Source organism: Bacillus sp. CGMCC 1.60114 (genome assembly GCF_042676365.1).
Classification (GTDB): domain Bacteria; phylum Bacillota; class Bacilli; order Bacillales; family Bacillaceae_G; genus Bacillus_A; species Bacillus_A rhizoplanae_A.
The window spans coordinates 170,246-188,752 of the sequence record NZ_JBHTHG010000084.1; the positions used below are offsets into that span (position 1 = coordinate 170,246).

General features: G+C 35.0%; 21 protein-coding genes. 4 read left to right on the forward strand and 17 right to left on the reverse strand.

Features of this window, described 5'->3' with window-relative positions; all coding sequences use genetic code 11:
• The first annotated feature begins 47 nt into the window (after positions 1–47).
• On the forward strand, positions 48–764 hold the full coding sequence (gene rluF, locus ACFQZ1_RS12655) for a 23S rRNA pseudouridine(2604) synthase RluF (protein WP_377882528.1): 717 nt from the start codon (positions 48–50) through the stop codon (positions 762–764).
• 83 nt (positions 765–847) lie between these two features.
• On the opposite strand, the gene ACFQZ1_RS12660 is transcribed toward rluF, so the two are convergent.
• From ACFQZ1_RS12660 to ACFQZ1_RS12670, 3 genes are all read right to left on the reverse strand, one after another.
• Positions 848–1,726, reverse strand: coding sequence for a radical SAM/SPASM domain-containing protein (locus ACFQZ1_RS12660; RefSeq protein WP_377882529.1), 879 nt, complete (start codon positions 1,724–1,726; stop codon positions 848–850).
• A gap of 263 nt (positions 1,727–1,989) precedes the next feature.
• Positions 1,990–3,216: an FAD-dependent monooxygenase gene (locus tag ACFQZ1_RS12665; RefSeq protein WP_377882531.1), complete on the reverse strand. Its 1,227-nt coding sequence runs from the start codon at positions 3,214–3,216 to the stop codon at positions 1,990–1,992.
• 411 nt (positions 3,217–3,627) lie between these two features.
• Entirely contained in the window at positions 3,628–4,224 is a 597-nt protein-coding gene (locus ACFQZ1_RS12670) for a hypothetical protein (RefSeq protein ID WP_377882532.1), read from the reverse strand.
• A 576-nt stretch (positions 4,225–4,800) separates the two neighbouring features.
• Here ACFQZ1_RS12670 and ACFQZ1_RS12675 point away from each other — a divergent pair.
• Entirely contained in the window at positions 4,801–5,499 is a 699-nt protein-coding gene (locus tag ACFQZ1_RS12675; protein WP_377882533.1) for a hypothetical protein, read from the forward strand.
• 255 nt (positions 5,500–5,754) lie between these two features.
• Here ACFQZ1_RS12675 and ACFQZ1_RS12680 read toward each other — a convergent pair whose 3' ends face one another.
• The 6 genes from ACFQZ1_RS12680 to ACFQZ1_RS12705 form a co-directional block, all read right to left on the reverse strand.
• Complete coding sequence (locus ACFQZ1_RS12680) at positions 5,755–7,119, reverse strand: sensor histidine kinase (RefSeq protein ID WP_377882534.1); 1,365 nt, start codon at positions 7,117–7,119, stop codon at positions 5,755–5,757.
• The gene (locus ACFQZ1_RS12685) at positions 7,107–7,769 is read right to left on the reverse strand and encodes a response regulator transcription factor (RefSeq protein ID WP_377882535.1); all 663 of its coding nucleotides are present in this window, start codon (positions 7,767–7,769) and stop codon (positions 7,107–7,109) included. The genes ACFQZ1_RS12680 and ACFQZ1_RS12685 overlap by 13 nt, the downstream gene beginning before the upstream one ends.
• 52 nt (positions 7,770–7,821) lie before the next feature.
• A complete protein-coding gene (locus tag ACFQZ1_RS12690; protein ID WP_377882536.1) occupies positions 7,822–8,580 on the reverse strand; it encodes a lantibiotic immunity ABC transporter MutG family permease subunit in 759 nt (252 codons plus the stop codon).
• Between the two features lies 1 nt (position 8,581).
• A complete protein-coding gene (locus tag ACFQZ1_RS12695; protein WP_377882537.1) occupies positions 8,582–9,334 on the reverse strand; it encodes a lantibiotic immunity ABC transporter MutE/EpiE family permease subunit in 753 nt (250 codons plus the stop codon).
• Positions 9,335–9,337: 3 nt separating this feature from the next.
• Complete coding sequence (locus ACFQZ1_RS12700; protein ID WP_377882538.1) at positions 9,338–10,042, reverse strand: lantibiotic protection ABC transporter ATP-binding protein; 705 nt, start codon at positions 10,040–10,042, stop codon at positions 9,338–9,340.
• 231 nt (positions 10,043–10,273) lie between these two features.
• Positions 10,274–11,296 carry a GH25 family lysozyme gene (locus ACFQZ1_RS12705; protein WP_377882539.1) on the reverse strand — a complete coding sequence of 341 codons (1,023 nt, stop codon included), beginning with the start codon at positions 11,294–11,296 and terminating at the stop codon, positions 10,274–10,276.
• Between the two features lie 201 nt (positions 11,297–11,497).
• Between ACFQZ1_RS12705 and ACFQZ1_RS12710 the strand changes: the two genes are divergently transcribed.
• A complete protein-coding gene (locus ACFQZ1_RS12710) occupies positions 11,498–12,214 on the forward strand; it encodes a DUF4386 domain-containing protein (protein WP_377882540.1) in 717 nt (238 codons plus the stop codon).
• Here the strand turns inward: ACFQZ1_RS12710 and ACFQZ1_RS12715 are convergent.
• From ACFQZ1_RS12715 to ACFQZ1_RS12730, 4 genes are all read right to left on the reverse strand, one after another.
• Positions 12,211–12,795: a Crp/Fnr family transcriptional regulator gene (locus ACFQZ1_RS12715; protein WP_377882701.1), complete on the reverse strand. Its 585-nt coding sequence runs from the start codon at positions 12,793–12,795 to the stop codon at positions 12,211–12,213. The genes ACFQZ1_RS12710 and ACFQZ1_RS12715 overlap by 4 nt on opposite strands.
• A gap of 216 nt (positions 12,796–13,011) precedes the next feature.
• The gene (locus ACFQZ1_RS12720; protein ID WP_377882541.1) at positions 13,012–13,638 is read right to left on the reverse strand and encodes an FMN-dependent NADH-azoreductase; all 627 of its coding nucleotides are present in this window, start codon (positions 13,636–13,638) and stop codon (positions 13,012–13,014) included.
• 68 nt (positions 13,639–13,706) lie between these two features.
• Positions 13,707–14,291, reverse strand: a complete 585-nt coding sequence (locus ACFQZ1_RS12725) for a DUF3238 domain-containing protein (protein WP_377882542.1) — start codon at positions 14,289–14,291, stop codon at positions 13,707–13,709.
• Positions 14,292–14,428: 137 nt separating this feature from the next.
• On the reverse strand, positions 14,429–15,013 hold the full coding sequence (locus ACFQZ1_RS12730; RefSeq protein WP_377882543.1) for a DUF3238 domain-containing protein: 585 nt from the start codon (positions 15,011–15,013) through the stop codon (positions 14,429–14,431).
• Between the two features lie 152 nt (positions 15,014–15,165).
• Here ACFQZ1_RS12730 and ACFQZ1_RS12735 point away from each other — a divergent pair, with 152 nt between their 5' ends.
• On the forward strand, positions 15,166–15,639 hold the full coding sequence (locus ACFQZ1_RS12735) for a MarR family winged helix-turn-helix transcriptional regulator (protein WP_377882544.1): 474 nt from the start codon (positions 15,166–15,168) through the stop codon (positions 15,637–15,639).
• A 130-nt stretch (positions 15,640–15,769) separates the two neighbouring features.
• Here ACFQZ1_RS12735 and ACFQZ1_RS12740 read toward each other — a convergent pair whose 3' ends face one another.
• From ACFQZ1_RS12740 to ACFQZ1_RS12755, 4 genes are all read right to left on the reverse strand, one after another.
• Positions 15,770–16,312: a GNAT family N-acetyltransferase gene (locus ACFQZ1_RS12740; RefSeq protein ID WP_377882545.1), complete on the reverse strand. Its 543-nt coding sequence runs from the start codon at positions 16,310–16,312 to the stop codon at positions 15,770–15,772.
• A gap of 59 nt (positions 16,313–16,371) precedes the next feature.
• Positions 16,372–16,515: a hypothetical protein gene (locus tag ACFQZ1_RS12745; protein WP_377882709.1), complete on the reverse strand. Its 144-nt coding sequence runs from the start codon at positions 16,513–16,515 to the stop codon at positions 16,372–16,374.
• Positions 16,516–16,712: 197 nt separating this feature from the next.
• On the reverse strand, positions 16,713–17,798 hold the full coding sequence (locus tag ACFQZ1_RS12750; protein ID WP_377882546.1) for a hypothetical protein: 1,086 nt from the start codon (positions 17,796–17,798) through the stop codon (positions 16,713–16,715).
• Between the two features lie 64 nt (positions 17,799–17,862).
• Entirely contained in the window at positions 17,863–18,420 is a 558-nt protein-coding gene (locus ACFQZ1_RS12755) for a cysteine hydrolase family protein (RefSeq protein WP_377882547.1), read from the reverse strand.
• Positions 18,421–18,507: the final 87 nt, after the last annotated feature.

Here is an 18,507-nt window from a genome sequence, read left to right on the forward strand (position 1 = left end):
AAATGTGAATCCAATATTCTTATACTATTAACTCTCTACTTAAGGTTGTGTTTAACATGCGTATTAATAAGTACATTAGTGAATCTGGAAAAGCATCTAGACGCGGTGCAGATAAATTAATCAATGAAGGAAGAGTCACGATAAATGGAAAGGTTGCGAAAATAGGCAGCCAAGTCGAGCCCGGGGATGATGTTCGTGTAAACGGTAACCAAATACGGATGGCAAGCAATTATGTTTATATTGCCTTAAATAAACCCGTTGGTATTACGAGTACAACAGAAAAAAATGTTAAGGGTAATATTGTTGATTTAGTCAATCATCCATTAAGAATTTTTAATATCGGGCGACTAGATAAAGATTCAGATGGCTTAATACTCCTTACGAACGACGGTGATATAGTCAATGAAATTTTACGTGCTGAAAATAAGCATGAGAAAGAATACATTGTTACAGTAGACAAGCCGATTACTCCTGAATTTTTAAAACGAATGGCTGAAGGTGTAAAAATTTTAGGTACGAAAACGCTGCCTTGTAAGATGGAACAACTTTCTAAATATGTTTTTCAAATCACTTTAACACAAGGACTAAATCGTCAAATTCGTCGCATGTGTGAAGCGCTTGGATACGATGTTTATAGACTACAGCGAACTCGAATTATGAATATTCATTTAGGTAATCTACCCGTTGGACAATGGAGAGACTTATCTAAAAAAGAGCGCAATCGATTATTCCAAGACTTGAACTATGAGCCAAAGGAATGGTAAAAAAGATGGACCAAAACAGTAAGAAACTGTTTTGATCCATCTTTTTTTACTGTACACGTTTTGCGTGGCACTCGTTTTCCTATCTATTTCCCAAACCTTTTGCGATATCCACATTTTCTACATAGTTCCTCTACTGCTTCTCTTCGTGAAAACCCATCTACAAGGTTGTTTGCTCGCTCCCCTTCGATAATATCAGAAAATGAAGCATCATTAATATTTCCAAGGTTGATAATGCCCTCACCATCTAAACAACAAGGGATAACAGTTCCGTTTGCTAAAATACCCGCTTGATTTCGAAGGCCATAACAGAAGCCCTTCCCATCGTCCTCTTCTTCATGTAATGCAGGCCACTGGAATTCGTAATCTTGATTGATGAAGATGCGATCAGCAATTTTCACGCCACTTCCTGGTGTAACCTTCTCTTCAATTTTGTATGGTAAATCAAATTCTTTCTCAATGATTTCTAGTAATTGTCTGTTTCGTTGTATTTCAATATTCGTCTTATTATCTTGCGTTAAGTTCCATAATCTGAGCGAAACAATCAAATCTGATTGGCTCGTTGCTTCTTTAATAAAAGAAAGTATACTTCGCACATATCCTTCCTTATCTTTAGAACCTTCATGGCCATCAAAGCTATGAAGTGAAAAATTCATCTGTCTGAGCGCAGGCTTATTTAATAATTTGTCTCTCTTTTTATTAATCAATGTTCCGTTCGTTGTAATATTAACTTTAAACCCTTTTTCATGACATAAATCTAGCAATTGGTCTATTTTAGGATGAAGCAGCGGCTCACCTTTTACATGTAAATAAATGTAGTCTGTGTGAGGTTTAATTTGGTCTAATCTCTTAGCAAAATCCTCCACAGAAAGGAATTGCTTCTGCCGTTCTGTTGGCGGACAAAAGCTGCATGCGAGGTTACATACACTTGTAATCTCTAAATAAAACTTCTTAAACTTTTTCAATCTCAATTCCTCACTTCTTTGACTACTTAAAACAGGGTAAAATATTGTTCTATCATTATTACAGCATAATTTTTCATAAATGGAAACATACTTATTCAAGGAAACTACTGTTACTATTTTCCCTGTTTAGAAGAATGGAATTGTATTTGGATCATTATTGTAATTTTAAAATAAAGTTCGATTAAATTAACTCTCTAAACCTTAATACTTAATAAAAAAACAAAAAGCTGTTTTTACAATAAACAAAGATGATCGTCATCTTGTTATTTATCGAATACAAATTCAGAATTAATAGCTACAGGATTTTTCATAACAAATAGCTTCTTCTGGATCATCGAAAAAAGGGGAGTCTTGAAAGCAGCAGATACGATATATGGTCGGATCCCTTTCACTAATTTTGACGAAGTAAAAAACAAATTTCCCATTCGCTCTTGAATTCGGTGAATTTCCTCAATCTCCTCACTTCGAATTTCTTGGACTCTACAGAGAACTTTAGCTGAGACATCACGTTTTTGCAGCGCATCCCAAATAACATCAGCCGCCACAACTGCTGTCGTTACTGCTAATGAAACTCCTATTGCTCCTATAGGAGATGAACAATGAGCAGCATCACCGACCAGCAAGCAGCCATCCTTTGCCCACGTTTTAACCATATGATTTTTAGCTTGAAGCGGTACGAATGGTTTAAAGTCAACCAAAGATTCAGCAAATTCATGAAATCCTTTGTTAGTATGCATAATTTCTTGACGAAAAATCCCTATCCCTTGACGCTGCACTTCTTTCCATTCCCCTCGTGGTAAAGCAATGCCTACTTGAAGTAAATCCGGATATTTGGGAAGTGTTATATAACTATGTCCCTCTGTGATTTTAAATTGTAATTCCTCTCCCCACTGAGGTGGCCGCTTTACACTAAACCAGATCAGATCACCTGGATAATATTCATATTCTAACTCAAAACCTCCTAAACGACGAACGGTAGAAAACCGCCCATCAGCCCCGACTGTTATCTTCGCCTGAATTTCCAGCAATTCTTTATTTTCCTGCTCAACAACTACCCCTGTCACGGTTCCATCGTTCTCAAGCAGTTTTTTCACCTGAGCATGGAACATCATATCAAAAGTTGGATATTCCTTTGCTTTTTCGTATAGTGCTTGAAGTAATATGGGTTGAGGAATCCAGAGAGCATACGGTGCTTCTGCAATAATAGAAGAAAAATCAAAGTCTCCTTTCTTTTTGTCATAATGATAAAAGGCACCTTTCTTTAGCTTAGAATGGGGTAATTGTTCAATATACGCACGTAATTGTAATTGATCAAGTAATTGAACAAAACGAGGCTGAAGTACTTCTCCACGATATTCACGGTCAAAATTATTATGACTTTCAAGGACGATTACTTGAACTCCAACCTTTGCAAGTAATAAGCCCAATATCATACCCGCAGGTCCTCCACCAACAACAATGACATCCTTTTGTAATCGTTTACTAAGCATTCTATATATTTCCTCCCCATATTCAAATACCTACACGGAATTATATGTAAAAAAGATAATGAAATGCTTGCTTTTGTTATTAAAGAATATGGCCCGTTTGTTGAACAAATAAGGATGGAGAGTACTGTTCTCGCCATAAACTAAACTTTTTTATATACCTCTGCATAAGCAACTTTCAATTACTCTCTAAGTTGTTTGTTATCATTTTCTAATTTTTTAATCTTCCGTTTTAGTGATTCAAGGAATGCACTATTTTAATAGACTACATTAAGACGTTAATCAATGCTGGATGATGAATAAAGAGAATAATCGCTTTGTTTCTGTACAAAAAAATCACCATTCTCCCATTTCTTCTAAATTGATGAGAGAATAGTGATTTTAAAACTTATTCACCTGAACAATTGAAATCTCCTACTTGATTTCAATTGCTGAAGTTATATCGTTCCAATCCGCAGCCAGATTAGCAGTTTTACCATACCAATCAGAGTGTCTAAATAAGACTCCTTTTCCGTATCCTTGAGATGAAGTATGCTCCCATAGCGTAGTCGAATAGCTTGCAGAAGGTGACGCCGTACTAATGGAAGAAATTCTGTCATTCCAGCTAGAAGGCAAGTCTTTAAAGCCATAGCTCCAATAAATATACTGTCCACCTTTATTTATATGCTCATAGAAATCGGTACTACCAGGACCGCTACCCAGCGGATTTATTTGGTTTTTAAGTCTTTGTTTATCTTTTTCGATGAAAGCCTCCAATGTTTCTCTGCTCGTAAATCCATATGCCAGCCAATCTCCCTTTTTATTCTGTTTAGGCAGAACCATGGTTATTTGTATGTCTTCGTTGGACTTATTATTCACTTTAGCCAGGGAATCCACATTCTTTCCGTCTACAGTTAAATAGTCGAACGATTTGATCGTATTATCTTTTTCTGCACTTGCTGATATCGTTCCCAATCCTCCAGTTAATGCAAAACCAGCTGCTAATGCTCCTACTACTAATTTCTTGAACATACAACCATCTCCTTTTTGCTTGGATTTTTTGGTACAACTAAAATGTATAGTTTTTTTATATTTTTGTGAATATTAGGAAACTTTAGAAATAAGAGACAGGATATTTATTGTTTTCTGTTTAATCTTTAGAAAAAAATGATCCAAATTCTCATAAATAACTGTAAAAAGGTAAAATTTTCGTTATGGGAGTATCTCAAAATATTAGCTTGATGGGTATATATGATAACACTCTACTAAGAAAAAATATTATTTCCACATATTACAGATTGTAATTGTGATTTTTCAACTTATACTTTTTATATAGATTAAAAAATTTGTATTATCAATTATAAATTATATAGAAATAACAACCACTCAGCTATCCCTTTAATTTAGGAGTTTCATAGGCGGAAATTCGGTCTATTTTTTTGCCTACAATACAAACATGTGCGATACGCTATACCTTGTGATAAAACAAGTAAACATATTTTTTTAGTAAATGTTTCTAACCATCTTATATCTTCATGAGGTTACTGAATAGTTACCAGAAATATGTATATAAGTTACGAGTTAGGGTTGAGTTTTTAGGAGGTTTAAATGAGAAAAATATTGCCAGGGGCCATTTTATCTCACACCCAGTATGGGAATTTAAAGGTGCCGAAAAATGTCAAAAGTCAGTGTCCTAAATGCGGTAAATCAAGTGAATTTACGTTAAAAACGAATTTTTACCAAGTTACAAAAAGAGGATTATTCGCAGAAGGGCTTTGTTTTGAATGTCAAAAGCCATCAGAATTTGTGATTATGTTTAATGATTATCCGGATCAAATAAATAAAGAAGTAGAAGTGTATATTTATAGTCCTTCGGATTTAAGAGATCCTTTGGATCAGCTCGAACACAATAAACATATCCCTATAGACCTTGTTAGGGCATATCGCTCTACTTTAAATGTCAGTCAATCAAAAGATAATTCTGCTACTGCAGTACTGTCAAAACGAGTTCTTGAAAGTGTCCTCAAACATTTTCTTGGAGAGAAAAGTAATGGGCAGTCTCTTTCCCAGCAATTTGAGCAATTGCCAAAATATATCGATTTAACTAAACCGATTCAAGATGTTGGCCACCTCGTTCATCCGGAAAATCCTTTTTATGGGATGCTTGAATTGAAACAGGAAATTGATGATGAAGACGTAGCTTTATTAACAGAATTATTAGAAGTCCTTATCGAATATTTATTTGTGTTGCCTGAAAAAATCGAATCAGTACAGGATAAGATTGAACAGAAATTAAAAAAGGTGTAGCATGTACACCTTAATGTTTTTATACGCTAAAAGATTTTCGAAAAACAATAGCATGATTTCAATTGGGATTTTAATTTAAAGATAAGTTTTGAGACACCATACCTCAGTCAGGATCATACAAAAAAACGCGTCAGATCAATGTCTGATGCGTTTTTTTACAAATTCGTATTCAAATCACATTCTCTATAAAATCACATCTATTATGAACTAAAACTAGACCAAGCCCTTCCACTTACAGCATGATAGTCAGCGTGATCATGTGCTCAATATTTCTAAAACAACTTTTGCACCACACAGCTTTTCTGAATTACTTAAATAAATGTTTCCACCGTGCTGCTTTGCAAAGTTTTTGGCAATGTATAGTCCGATTCCATGATGATTTTTTGAATTTCTACTCTTATCTCCCCTATAAAATTGGTCTGTAGCTGAATTCAATTCTTCTTTTGTAAATCCTCTTCCCGAGTCCTCAACAATGAACCGGACCTTACTATTAGTAGTTTCAACTGAAAACATTAAGTCACCATTTGCTGGAGAATATTCAATTGCATTCATCATCGCATTCATAATCGCTCTTTTCAAAGCAGCCTCATCAGCATAAATAGAATTCGGTATGTCCTTAGCCTCTTTAATCAGGTTTAACTGTTTGTCCAAAGCACAAATTACACTTTCTTCCATAATATTATCAATAAAGTTTTGGAGTTCTATTTGCTCAAATTGAAGTGAGGTACCTTCCTCTGATTTCGTAATGTCGAGCAAAGATTTCATATACATTTCCATTTCAGCAACACTTTTCAAAATATGCTCATTACATTTCTCCTGATTCGAATCTAGCATAAATTCATTTAACAGCTCTGCATTCCCTCTCAGTATCGTTAATGGCGTTTTTATGTCATGCGCTAAAGCAGCAATCTGTTCTCTTCTATTCGTTTCCATCCCCCACTGTTTACGTAAGGAATCGTTCAGTTCATCTTTCATTTTTACTAAGGAATCTAATATTTCATTCACTTCTATTATTCTAGATTGCTCTACTTGAAAATCTAAATCTTCCTTTTGAATTTTATCGGTTACCTTTTTCAAAATCAGCATTTCCTTTGACAACGATTTACCAAAATAACGAGATAGAAATAGCACTTCTGCAACAAATAATAGGATAAAAGAAACAATCAAAAAAATGTCCGGGCTTGGTAAATACTTCTGCAAAAAGGGACTTTTATAATTAGCATGTAAAGTATATAAAACGACACAAATATCTTTATTCCGCTTCATAATTGCATAGTAGTATTTTCCATCACCTTTTTCATTGTTCTGTATGCTATCCCATATTTGCCTTGCATCACTTTTATTAATATTCCCTTGAATGATGTTCCCTGAAAAGTCATACACAACATAATTATATTGTTTTAAAATCCGATCATCGCCTTGTTCTGCCCTTACTATGTCGTCTCTTTGTGATTCAATCTGTTTCTCATAATAATTTGCTGGAAGAATCACCCCTGTGTTAACTCCAATACTAAACAAGCTAAGATGAAAAGTGACTAAAGCAATCGTCCCTATTGAAAACGCAATGATATACCTTATAAAAATTTTGCGGAGATTAATTTGTTTTTTCACTTTTTCCATTTATATCCGATTCCCCACACTGTTTCTATTGGATTCATACCATACTTAGATAATTTATAGCGAATATTTTTAATGTGTTCCACAATGACTTGATTGTCACTGTCGCCATCATATCCAAAAACATTTTCATAAATCTTTTCTCTTGAAAAGACTTGGCCGTGATTCAAAGCTAAATACTCACAAATTCCGTACTCGCTTTTCGTAAATACAATAACTGTATCGTCATACCTTATTTCTTTACATGATAGATTAAATGTAAGACCTGACCGAAAAAATGCATTTTGCTTTTCTCTATGTTCACGTCTTACATGCGCTGCCACTCTTGCACGCAGTTCGCCAATTCCAAAAGGCTTTGTAATATAATCATCTCCACCAAGACTAAAGCCTGTGATCAGATCCTTTTCCATTGTTTTCGCAGTCAGAAAGACAATGGGACTATCCACCAAGTCCCGAATCTCCTTACAGAGTGTAAATCCATCTATTTCCGGCATCATCACATCTAATAGGATTAAATCATAATGACAGAATTTGTTCTTTAAAATCATAAGAGGATTACGAACGGCAGTTACCTCATGTCCTTCCTTCTCTAAAGCGCTTTTTATGATATAAAGGATGCCTTCTTCATCATCAATTGCTAATATTTTCGCCATACAGGACCCCCTCCTTCAACTTCCATTATAATGCTGTTTTTACAAAATGTGTTTATGTTTCTTTACGCCCTTCATAAAAGGAAAACCATATAAGGGACATAATAAACACAATAATTGTTAAGGAAATACACATAACTACTCCCATTTCAGTATCTACTTGTAAAACATGAAAAGAATCAGGATTCAATTTGTATACAAAAAAGCTACTACTCAATCTCATGCCCCATGCACATGGAATGTATTTCCAAACAACATCTCCCAGCCCTGTAAGCATTAAAGCTGCCAGCAAACTTTCTATAATTCCAATCCCAATGGAAGCACCTTTACTAAAGCGAAAATTCAGGAACAGATGAAATATATAAATAAAGATCTGACATCCAAAAAGGATTAAGGAAATCTCAAAATATAAAGAAAGTGGAAGTTCATTCTGCCCTAGCAGAAAATGAAACCCTGCCGCAAACCCAACGACTGCCAATATAGTAGAACAAAACCCACATATTAAAAGTAAACATACTTTACTAATAAATGCTTTCCGCCTTCCATATTCCGTTGATAACAGTTCTTTAAAATTCCCTGCCAACGCTTCCTGTTCCACAACAGACGAACATACAACACTAATTAGCAACGGAAAAGCCATGGATAATACTTGTATATAACCTGGAACCTTACTAATAGAATCAAGTTTTGAAAAGGAACAATAACTTAAAAAAAGAACAATCCCGATGATTGGCATCGCTATATGTAACCAGTAAAAAACCGTGTATTTCATTTTTAGAAAATCAGCTCTTAACACCCTCGACAAAACTCCCATTTTATTTTGCCTCCTGCTTTTCAAACCATTTTGTCGTCACATAAGTGAACAAAAGGAACAGCACTACAGAAAGCACCACGCCTGGCAGTATGACATGATTGGAAAGAAGTTCTGGCGTGAACGTTACACTTCCTGGTTCTGCGTACATACCATTCGGTAGTATTTTTAAAATAGGAATCATGAGTCTGCTTGGATATGCATATGGATTGATCAGCCATATACTTTTTGTTGCGAATAGAATCCCTAAGACTCCATTTGCCCCTATATTTAATAGAATCGTCGGAAACATACCTATTTTGTTACCTAAAAACAAGCATATAGGAATTTGCCACATAAAAGTAACAATCAAAACAACGCTTCCTAATAATGCATTCATCACAGGAATGATTCGGAAATTCTCTTTATTTACTAGTAAACTAGATAACTGTGTTCCACAGAAAAAAATCATGCAGGAACAAATCAAAATTCCTAAAACTAGTAATACTTTAGAAACCCATACCCGTTTTAAGGAAACAGGTAAAGATAAAATGGCCCGATTATTCATTTTTTTATCCTTCTCCGCAAGAAGTACACAACTTAAAGAAAGCATTCCTGGAAGGATGAAAATGTACCACCAGTTGTAGCTAGATAATTGAAAATAATCCCTCGATAATAAAAAAGCAAGCAGCATTGAAGCTAATGGAGATAGCCATATAAGTTTATTTAAAAAAGTATGTCTTATTTTCATTTTTTCAGATACAAGATATTGCACCATTGACTATGCCTCCCTTCTATATTTTCCAGCCACTTGTACAAATAAGCTTTCCAAGTCATCATTCTTATTCAGTTTCCCCTGATAACCCAATACACCGTTAGATATAATACCAACATGATTTGCGACCTGGCTTACTTCGCTTAAAATATGACTGGATAAAATGACAGTAATTCCTTTACTAGGGAAAGAAAGGATCAATTCTCTTAATTCCTGTATTCCAAAAGGATCAAGTCCATTCATTGGTTCGTCTAATATTAAAAGCTTCGGATGATTAAGCAATGCAATCGCAATTCCCAATCGCTGTTTCATTCCCATAGAAAATTTCCCTGCTTTTTTCCTGCCTGTATTCTCTAACTCCACAACATGCAATACCTCATCAATCCTTGATTTAGGCAAACCTAAAGCAGTCGTACGAACCTGCAAATTTTCTTTTGCTGTTAAATTTTCATAAAGCGGAGGGGACTCAATCAAAGCACCGATAGAATGTAAATCGTGCCGCGTCCATGTATGACCATCAAAATAAATCTCACCAGAAGTAGGCGTAAGCATTCCCGTTATCATTTTCAAAGTAGTCGATTTCCCTGCTCCATTAGAACCTAACAATCCATAGATTGAATTCTTCGGTACAGAAAGTGAAATATCTTGTACCACCTTTTGCTTTCGAAATGTTTTACAAAGATTTTTTGTTTCTAAAATAATCTCATTCATTCCTAAACACCCTCCTCATTTATTGTGAGTCTAGAATAAATGACAATTATAAGGATTCTATAAGGAAAATAAAAAAAACATAGCTATCGAAAACGAGATGATAAGTGTAAAAAAACAAAAACCCCGAATCATGGACTTTTTTAGTGCCCACGATTCAAGGTACAGTTCAATTTGATGTGTGCTAACAATTTTAATAATCGTAGCGTATACTGTTTTGGGTTTGTCCGTTATTTAACAATCGGAACATACAGAAAGTAATTCATAATTTATATAACTAGGGTCGTAATAAATGAATTGGTTTCCCCCTAAATTTAACCATCCATTTTGTTCGTAAAATACTTTATACGACTCATTATGACGTAATTTACGAATCACATTGCCATTCATAGAAGGCTGATCTCTTAAATTCACATTATCACCTGTGATTGTAGCAACCCCTATATAGTTACAATAACAAATATAACTAGGATCATAATAAATAAATTGATCTCTCCCTACGCCTAACCATCCATTTTGTTCATAATATACTTTATAGGACTCATTATGATGTAATTTACGAATCACATTGCCATTCATAGAAGGTTGATCTCTTAAATTCACATTATCACCTGTGATTGTAGCAACCCCTATATAGTTGCTGCTGCTTCCATTAGGATTACTGACATCCAAGTCTATATAGGATGTATTACAATCGACATTACCATGAATCCCTTGTACTGTTCCGCTATCTGTGTATTGCCAAATATCACAGTCAATTCCTGGACCCCTGTCATTATAACGTGCAATCCACAATAAAGTATTTTCTAGTAACCGCGAAGGATTTAGACTATTTTCAAAGAAATATAGATTGCTATAAACCCCGTTATTTATATACCCTGCATTTTTTAATTCTGTTAAAAATGCATTCACAGCATCTGTTAATGTATCCGGATCTAAATTCCCATCATTGACTTCTACATCGACAAATACAGGTGCAGTTAATGTTACGTTCTGTAAATTTTTAATGAAGAAAGCAGCCTCTTGTTTCGCATCATTAACAGAGATTGCTCGAAAAAAGTGGTAAGCCCCTGTAAGAATGCCGACATTATTCGCACCATTTATATTGTATTGAAAGGTAGGGTCGACATAATTAGTACCTTGCTCAGAACCCTCTGTTGCTTTTGCAAACATAAAATTTACTTGTCTAGGATCATTCTTTACTTGATTCCAATCAATTGTCCCCTCATAGTGACTAACATCAATTCCAAATGACATGATAGAACACTCCTGAATCGTTTAATTTTTTATGGCATTAACTTATATTGTTTTATATTCATATTTATATTCTCAATCTATTAAATTGTTAATGAATGCTTAGGAACATCTATGAAATTTCCACTCTTGACTTAAGTCAATGACCAATTATCACCTTCCCACTAAAATGAAAATTAACAATGTAATATAGGAGGCTATCTTATGGCTATCATAGTAAAAAAGCAATCGGATCAGCGAAAATACGCTCTGACTGCTGGTATATTACTTATCATCATGGCACTTGTTTCATTTTTTTCCTATGGCTTTGCCCATACAAGCCTTGTTGTGAAGGGCGATGCTGGCGCCACATTTCACAACATCATGTCCTCAAATATCCTTTTTAAGGCTGAAATCTTTGGTTGGATCATCATCCTGATAAGTGACATTGTAGTCGCCTGGGCTTTCTATATCTTCCTGAAGCCCATTCATAAAAACCTTTCATTGCTTGGTGCATGGCTCCGTCTTACTTATGCGACTATATTGGGAATTGCCATACTGAATTTAATATTTGCGTTGCTTCTGACGAAACATACAGACTATTTATCCTTATTTAAAACCGATCAACGTCAAGCACAGATGATGCTATTTTTGGAAGCATTTCAATCTATTTGGTCTATTGGTTTAATCATTTTTGGTGGGCATCTCATGATTGTGGGTTATGTAGCTTTCAAATCAAACAGCATACCAAAAGTCATTAGCATCTTATTGTTACTTGCTTCAATAGGCTACATTGTCATTCACCTATGCAACACGTTTCTTCCAGAATATGATGAAGTTATTTCCATACTTAACTTTGTATTTATTGTGCCAATGATTGCAGGAGAATTGGGCTTTGGTATATGGTTGCTGTTCAAGGGAGGAAAAGTCACAACTTCCTAAATATTATTTTCATAGATTCGTTTCTTAATTCTGCTTAATGATTCCGGGGTAATACCAAGATAGCTTGCCAACTGATGTTGAGGCACACGGTCGACTAACTGAGGTCGTTTCTGTAATAGTGTTTTATAGCGCTCTTCAGGTGTAGATGCAATGAATGCAGCCATTTCATCTTGCATGTCACCTAGTTTTTCCTCAATCATCTTGCGTGTCATTGTTTCCAATTGTGTATATTTATTATACATGTCCTTTTCCGTATCAAGGTCACCAACGACCAATATACAATCTTCTACACAAGTTAACGAATATGTCGATGCCTTGTCTTGTTTATGATGATTGAAATTCGCAATTGCTTGTTCTTCTGTGTAGAAATTAGATGTAACCTCTTTTCCCGTTTCATCTATAGAATACTGCCTAACACAACCCTTCAATACGAAATAACATGTAGTAGGAACATCCCCTTGTCTAAGGAGCATTGTTCCTTTTTTATATTCTTCAATCAGTATATCTTTAACGATTGCTTGTTGTTCTTCTTCGTTCAGCGTTGTAAATTTAGTCAAATACTTCAATAATATGCTTTCCATTTTGTTTTTCATTCAACTCCTTTGATTGAAAATCATCTTGAATAGAAACGTTCATAAAAAACGCTATTCTTTTTATACATTTCTATAAAAAGAATAGCGCTTTTTTCGTAATTTAAAAAGTTACTTTAATGTCTTTTTTTACAAACAAAATAAAAAGCAGTACCACCGCTATAAAAGTGTTGGTACTGCCATATTGAGTGACAAATGTTTTGTTAATTAGAACGTACTTGCTACTTTAACAGCCTTTTCAAGCCCTGCAGCAATAATTTCTTCTGCTCTATCTGGGAATTTGTTGTGACCTTCAATTACTACTTTCTCCATATCTTTTACACCGAAGAAGCCCATCATACTTGCTACATATTTAACAGCCATTTCCATTTCAGCTGCTGGTCCTTCAGAATATACACCGCCACTTGCGTTTAATAATGCAATTTTCTTATCTCCAATAAGACCTACTGGACCTTCTGGTGTATATTTAAATGTTTTGCCCGCACGGTTTAAGTAATCAATATATGTGTGCAGCACAGCTGGAATTGTTAAGTTCCATAATGGGAAACCAAACACAACTTTATCAGCTGCAAGGAATTGATCTAAATATTTATCAGCAACAGCTACTGCTTTTGCTTCCTTTTCTGTTAATTCAAGTCCTCTACTAGCCTTGAAAGTGCCGTTGATCATGTCTACTCCTACATATGGCAATTCTTCATTGTATAAATCAAGCTCTACCACTGTATCATTGGAATGTGATTCTTTGTAGCTTGCTAAAAAAGCCTCATATAATTTCACACTAACTGCCTGATCTGCTGGACGATTGTTTGCTTTTACAAATAAAACTGTTGTCATTCTGTTTTCCTCCTGTTATTCACTCTTACTTTGTTCTATATTTACTCACTAAAAAGAGCATCATATTGTTACAATATCTTTTTAAAACTATACTCCATTTCTCCACCTAGAGCTTCAGCCGTATCACCGGTTTCTCTGAAATCATGTGTATATATTAATTCAAATGGACCAAAATCTGCTTGTTTATAAAATTCATAGCAAGGGAACCCATCATGGGAACCTTCAATATCCACAGTACCATCTTTTTTGACATGTACAGTTAATAGATAGTCAACCGGAGGTGCATATACATTTAATGGGTTGCTTGCACTTGCACTCATTTGAAATTTGACGTCATCAGAACTCCATACAATATCAGTGCACAAAATACCTTCCGTACTAGCTTTTCCTGTTCTTTTATTAACGGAACCATCTGGATTTGTGACTCTTTCTGTTGTTATACCAGTATTCGCATATGTGAAGATTTCTTTTTTGTAAAAATCTACAACTACTTCTTGTTCAACTCTAGAACGCATAGCGTTTACAGCATAAGGTGTAAATTCACGTGAGTCACCTTCGAATTGAATCACGTTTCCTGTTTGAATATCCTTCTTAGGTTCAGTCCAAGACATTGGAATAAATACACTCGCTCTAACTTTAACGATATTAGTCATGAGAACCACCTCTGTAATTCTAATTTTATTTTGGGTAATACATAAAACCATTGAGCAAAACAGGTCGCAATTTCTTTCGCATAATCAATTGCTGTTCCTTGTTTAAATAGCGATACTCTTCTGATTCATATTTATGCCTAGACCGTCGTTTTAAAACTGTATTCCATTTCTCCGGCTAGCGCTGCTGGAGTGTCGCCAGTTTCTCTGAAATCATGTGTATATATTAATTCAAATGGACCAAAATCTGTTTGTTTATAAAATTCATAGCAAGGGAACCCATCATGGGAACCTTTAATTTGTGCAACACCACTCTTGTTAACACGTATAGTTAATAAATAGTCAGCCGCAGGTGCTGCTGTATTTAAAGGATTGCTTGCACTTGCCTTCATTTCAAAAGAAACTTCATCAGCGCCCCACATAACATTCGTACATTCAATATTTTCTGTACTTGTTTTGCCTTTTTTATAATCAATAGAACCATCTGGTTTTGTAACTTTTACAGTTACGATACAAGCATTTGTATATGTGAAAATTTCTTTTTTATAAAAATCAATAATCACTTCTTGCTCTAATCTTGACCGCATTGTGTTTACAGCATATGGTGTAAATTCACGTGCATCACCAGTATATTCAAAAATCTTTCCTGTTGCAGGATCTTTAATAGGTTCCAACCAAGCATACGGAGCAAACACACTTCCTCTAATTTTCACGATGTTAGCCATGAGAAACCTCCATAATTTATTAATTTTTGTTTCGGTGAATCCTATTTCTTTCATAATCAAAATATAGTCAACTTGATTGACTATATTGCGTATAGTACAATGGAATTTAAATAAAGTCAACTTAATTGACTTTATTTAAGGGGGTTTTATGTATGAATCATCAAATATTGAGTGAATTGGATCTTACATCACTTTTGTCACTATCCTTTAGTGCATCGATTAATGAACTACATGACAGATTGAGTGAATTGGGGTTTGGAGATATTAGACCTGTACATGGTTTTATGTTTAAATGTATCACCCCTGATGGAGCAACAGGTATAGAACTAGCTGAATACTTAGGAATTACAAAGCAAGCCGTGAGTAAAATGGTGGATTATCTTGAGAAAAGTGGTTATGTAATGCGCCAAACTCATCCCACTGATAAGAGAGGGAAAATTATTGTTTTGACCGAACGAGGTTGGTTAGTAGTGAAAGCAAAAGAGGAGATACTAACTGAGATAGAACAGCGCTGGATTGAAAACATAGGTGCTGAACGAATGCAAATGCTCAAAGAAGATTTAACAAAACTAGTTTATGAAGCAAATGAAGGTAAATTATCATCAAGGTTAAGGCCTGTTTGGTAAATATAAAGTTTATAAAGGGACAACTTAAGAAACTCCCCCAAATGATAAAAGTAAACACTTTTCTATCAAATGTGCGCAGAATTTTCATTATGGGGGTATTTTATTTTATTAGCTTGATAGTGATGCGGCGCTATCCCTTATAATGATCAGACTTTGTCAAACCATAAACAACAGTATCTTCATAAACTCCCCAGTACAAACAGCTCTGTTTAAATGTTCCTTCATGTTTCAATCCTAGTTTTTGCATGACTTTACTAGAGGCAGGATTTTTAGTGAAGGCATCAGCATAAATACGATTTAGACTTAATTCTTCAAATGCGTACTTAACGATGACTTTCCCTGCTTCTGTACAGTACCCTTTCCCCCAATATGATTTACCCAGCCAATAGCCCAGTTCTCCTTTGTTGTGTTTTTTATTAATAAAAAGATATATACAACCTATAAGCATATTTTGCTCATTAACCATCGCAAAGTGGAAACTGTCCCCTTTATCCATAGCTTTATAAGTAGATGTAATCCACTCTTCTGCCCAGCCATCGGGATATGGATGAGGAATAATTGTAGTAGTTTTTGCCACCTCTTTATCTCCTGCTAATTCTTGAACTTTCGAAGCATCATCTAATTGAAATGGGCGTATTGTTAATCTCTTAGATAAGAACATTGGATATTGCATTTCTTTTTCCCCTCTCTAACCCCATGAATAAGTCTCTAAGTTTATAATAAATAATTTTTTTATTGAAGCGCCGCTAAATCTTGTGCACGATATTTACTTCTTCGTTGAATAAATCCTACTTCTCTAGCTAAATGATCTAAAGCATGTGGTGACATATATCGATGTAATTCTTGAGAAAACAATTCTAATTCAACAAAAACCAATCGGGTGCATTCCAGCAGTTATCCCCTACCTATCTTCTTCGCTTTTCTCGGAATCTTGAGGTAGGGGTCTTACTGCCCACGAATAGCGGGATAAAACGATATGTCTATAGTATTGAAGATTTTGGTCATTAAATGAATAATATAAAAAGATCCACAGTGTTAAAAAGAAAACTGTGGATCCTTTCATTTAAAACAAGTTACTGGCGAACTTTCCCAAAATACATAAGATCCCATATCGCCTCTTCGTTCAGTGTTTCCACCACTTCATCACCTTCAAATCGCTCTAGCTGAACATCACCAGTGAATCTCAGATAAGACCCATCAAAACCGGACTGTATAGCTGATTCTTTTATTTTACCTGTTAGTTCATCTATAAATTTGTGGACCACAAGATTTTTCTCTCGTTGAAATGTAATGGTGTAATGGTGTGTATCATCTTTGTAGTCGTACACAGTTGTGTTTGCTACTGGTTTTCCAGTAAAAGAGTCTACATACTTATTACATGCCGTGAAACGAACGTTTCTTTCGTTATCAACGATAATCTCATTCTCTTTAGCTAGCATGAAAATAGGGAATGTTTCGTATCCGTACTTTTGTTCAGCCGTAATAAATGAAGCGATTACTGTATAATCCCCAATTTGTGCACGCGCCCAATACCAGTTATTCATAAGCTCCATCATGGGAGTATTCCCCCAGTTATGATCGTGGTATCCAGTACCAATATAATGCTGAATAGTATTATCTATTTTTATGTCTGCTTCTACGATTCCATAAGGAACAGATGGTAACCAGGCAAAATACTTCTCTTCACCGTTTCCATAGAACCAATGACCAGTTTCCGGCCTCCAAGAGGGAACCGCACCTTTAATCGTGATATCAGCTAAGACATCATCAATTTCGATATGGATTTGATAAGTATTTAAATCGCCTTTGAAGATGTTTGGTCCAATACGGACTTCACATTGATCGTTAGAGGCGAAAAAGTCTTTTTCTGAAGTCTGATAGATTTTTTTGATCGTACGTCCATCAGAAAGATCGAGATTGAAAGTAACAAAAGGAGTAAGTGGTTTGTTATTTTCAATATATGGTTTTGTAAAGAATACAATCACCAGTTTTGAACCATCATTCAAATGAGCGTCGAAGTACCACCATTCGTAAGTCCCTTCACTTCCATCCGTACGCATACCGTCTTCCCATTTTTCTATTTGTCCTTTTTTAAGACCTAATTTCTTGTAATGTTCTGATGTTGATCCTAATACAGCGTTCATTGTTTTCATGCTCATCGCTATCTTCTCCTAACAAATCATATTCATGTTTTTCCGATCTTCCTAAGTAAAGAGGAGCGATTTACCGGTAATTATTATGGATTGGTTGAAACAAATCTTCTTGAGTAGTACGAACGACAGAAAAATTGTCAACATTGTAATGACCATGAAGTATTTCATTATGATGATTTATTATCTGTTCGGCAGATAAAGTTGAAGAATCTGTCGTCGAATGACCATCCCCAACTAAAGTAACATCAAAATGACTCACCGTTGCCGTTCTAACCGCTGTGTCAATACAGTGTTCAGTTTTACATCCCATAATAACAAGATGTTCAATCTCATTGTCCTTTAAAAAACTCATTAATGGCGTACCGTAAAACGAATTTGTAGCCGCTTTATCAAATATTTTTGCAGTGGTTGGCACTTTTATTTTTGGGTGTATTTGAAACCCTGGACCTTTGCCGTCAGCAACATCTTTATCCCTGATAAAGACGATTAAAATTTGTGATTCTAATGCTTTATTAATAACGAAATTAATATTTTCTAATAATACGTCTTTATTCAGTACACTTTTGTTTTTATCATTTCCATCAACTAATTCTTGTTGAACATCAATAATAAGCAACGCTTGCTTCAATAGAAAAACTCCTTTTCATTATAGTTTTCTACACCTATTCTCCAAACCGTTCTTCATTTTCATGTTCATCATATCGCCCCCCTTCAT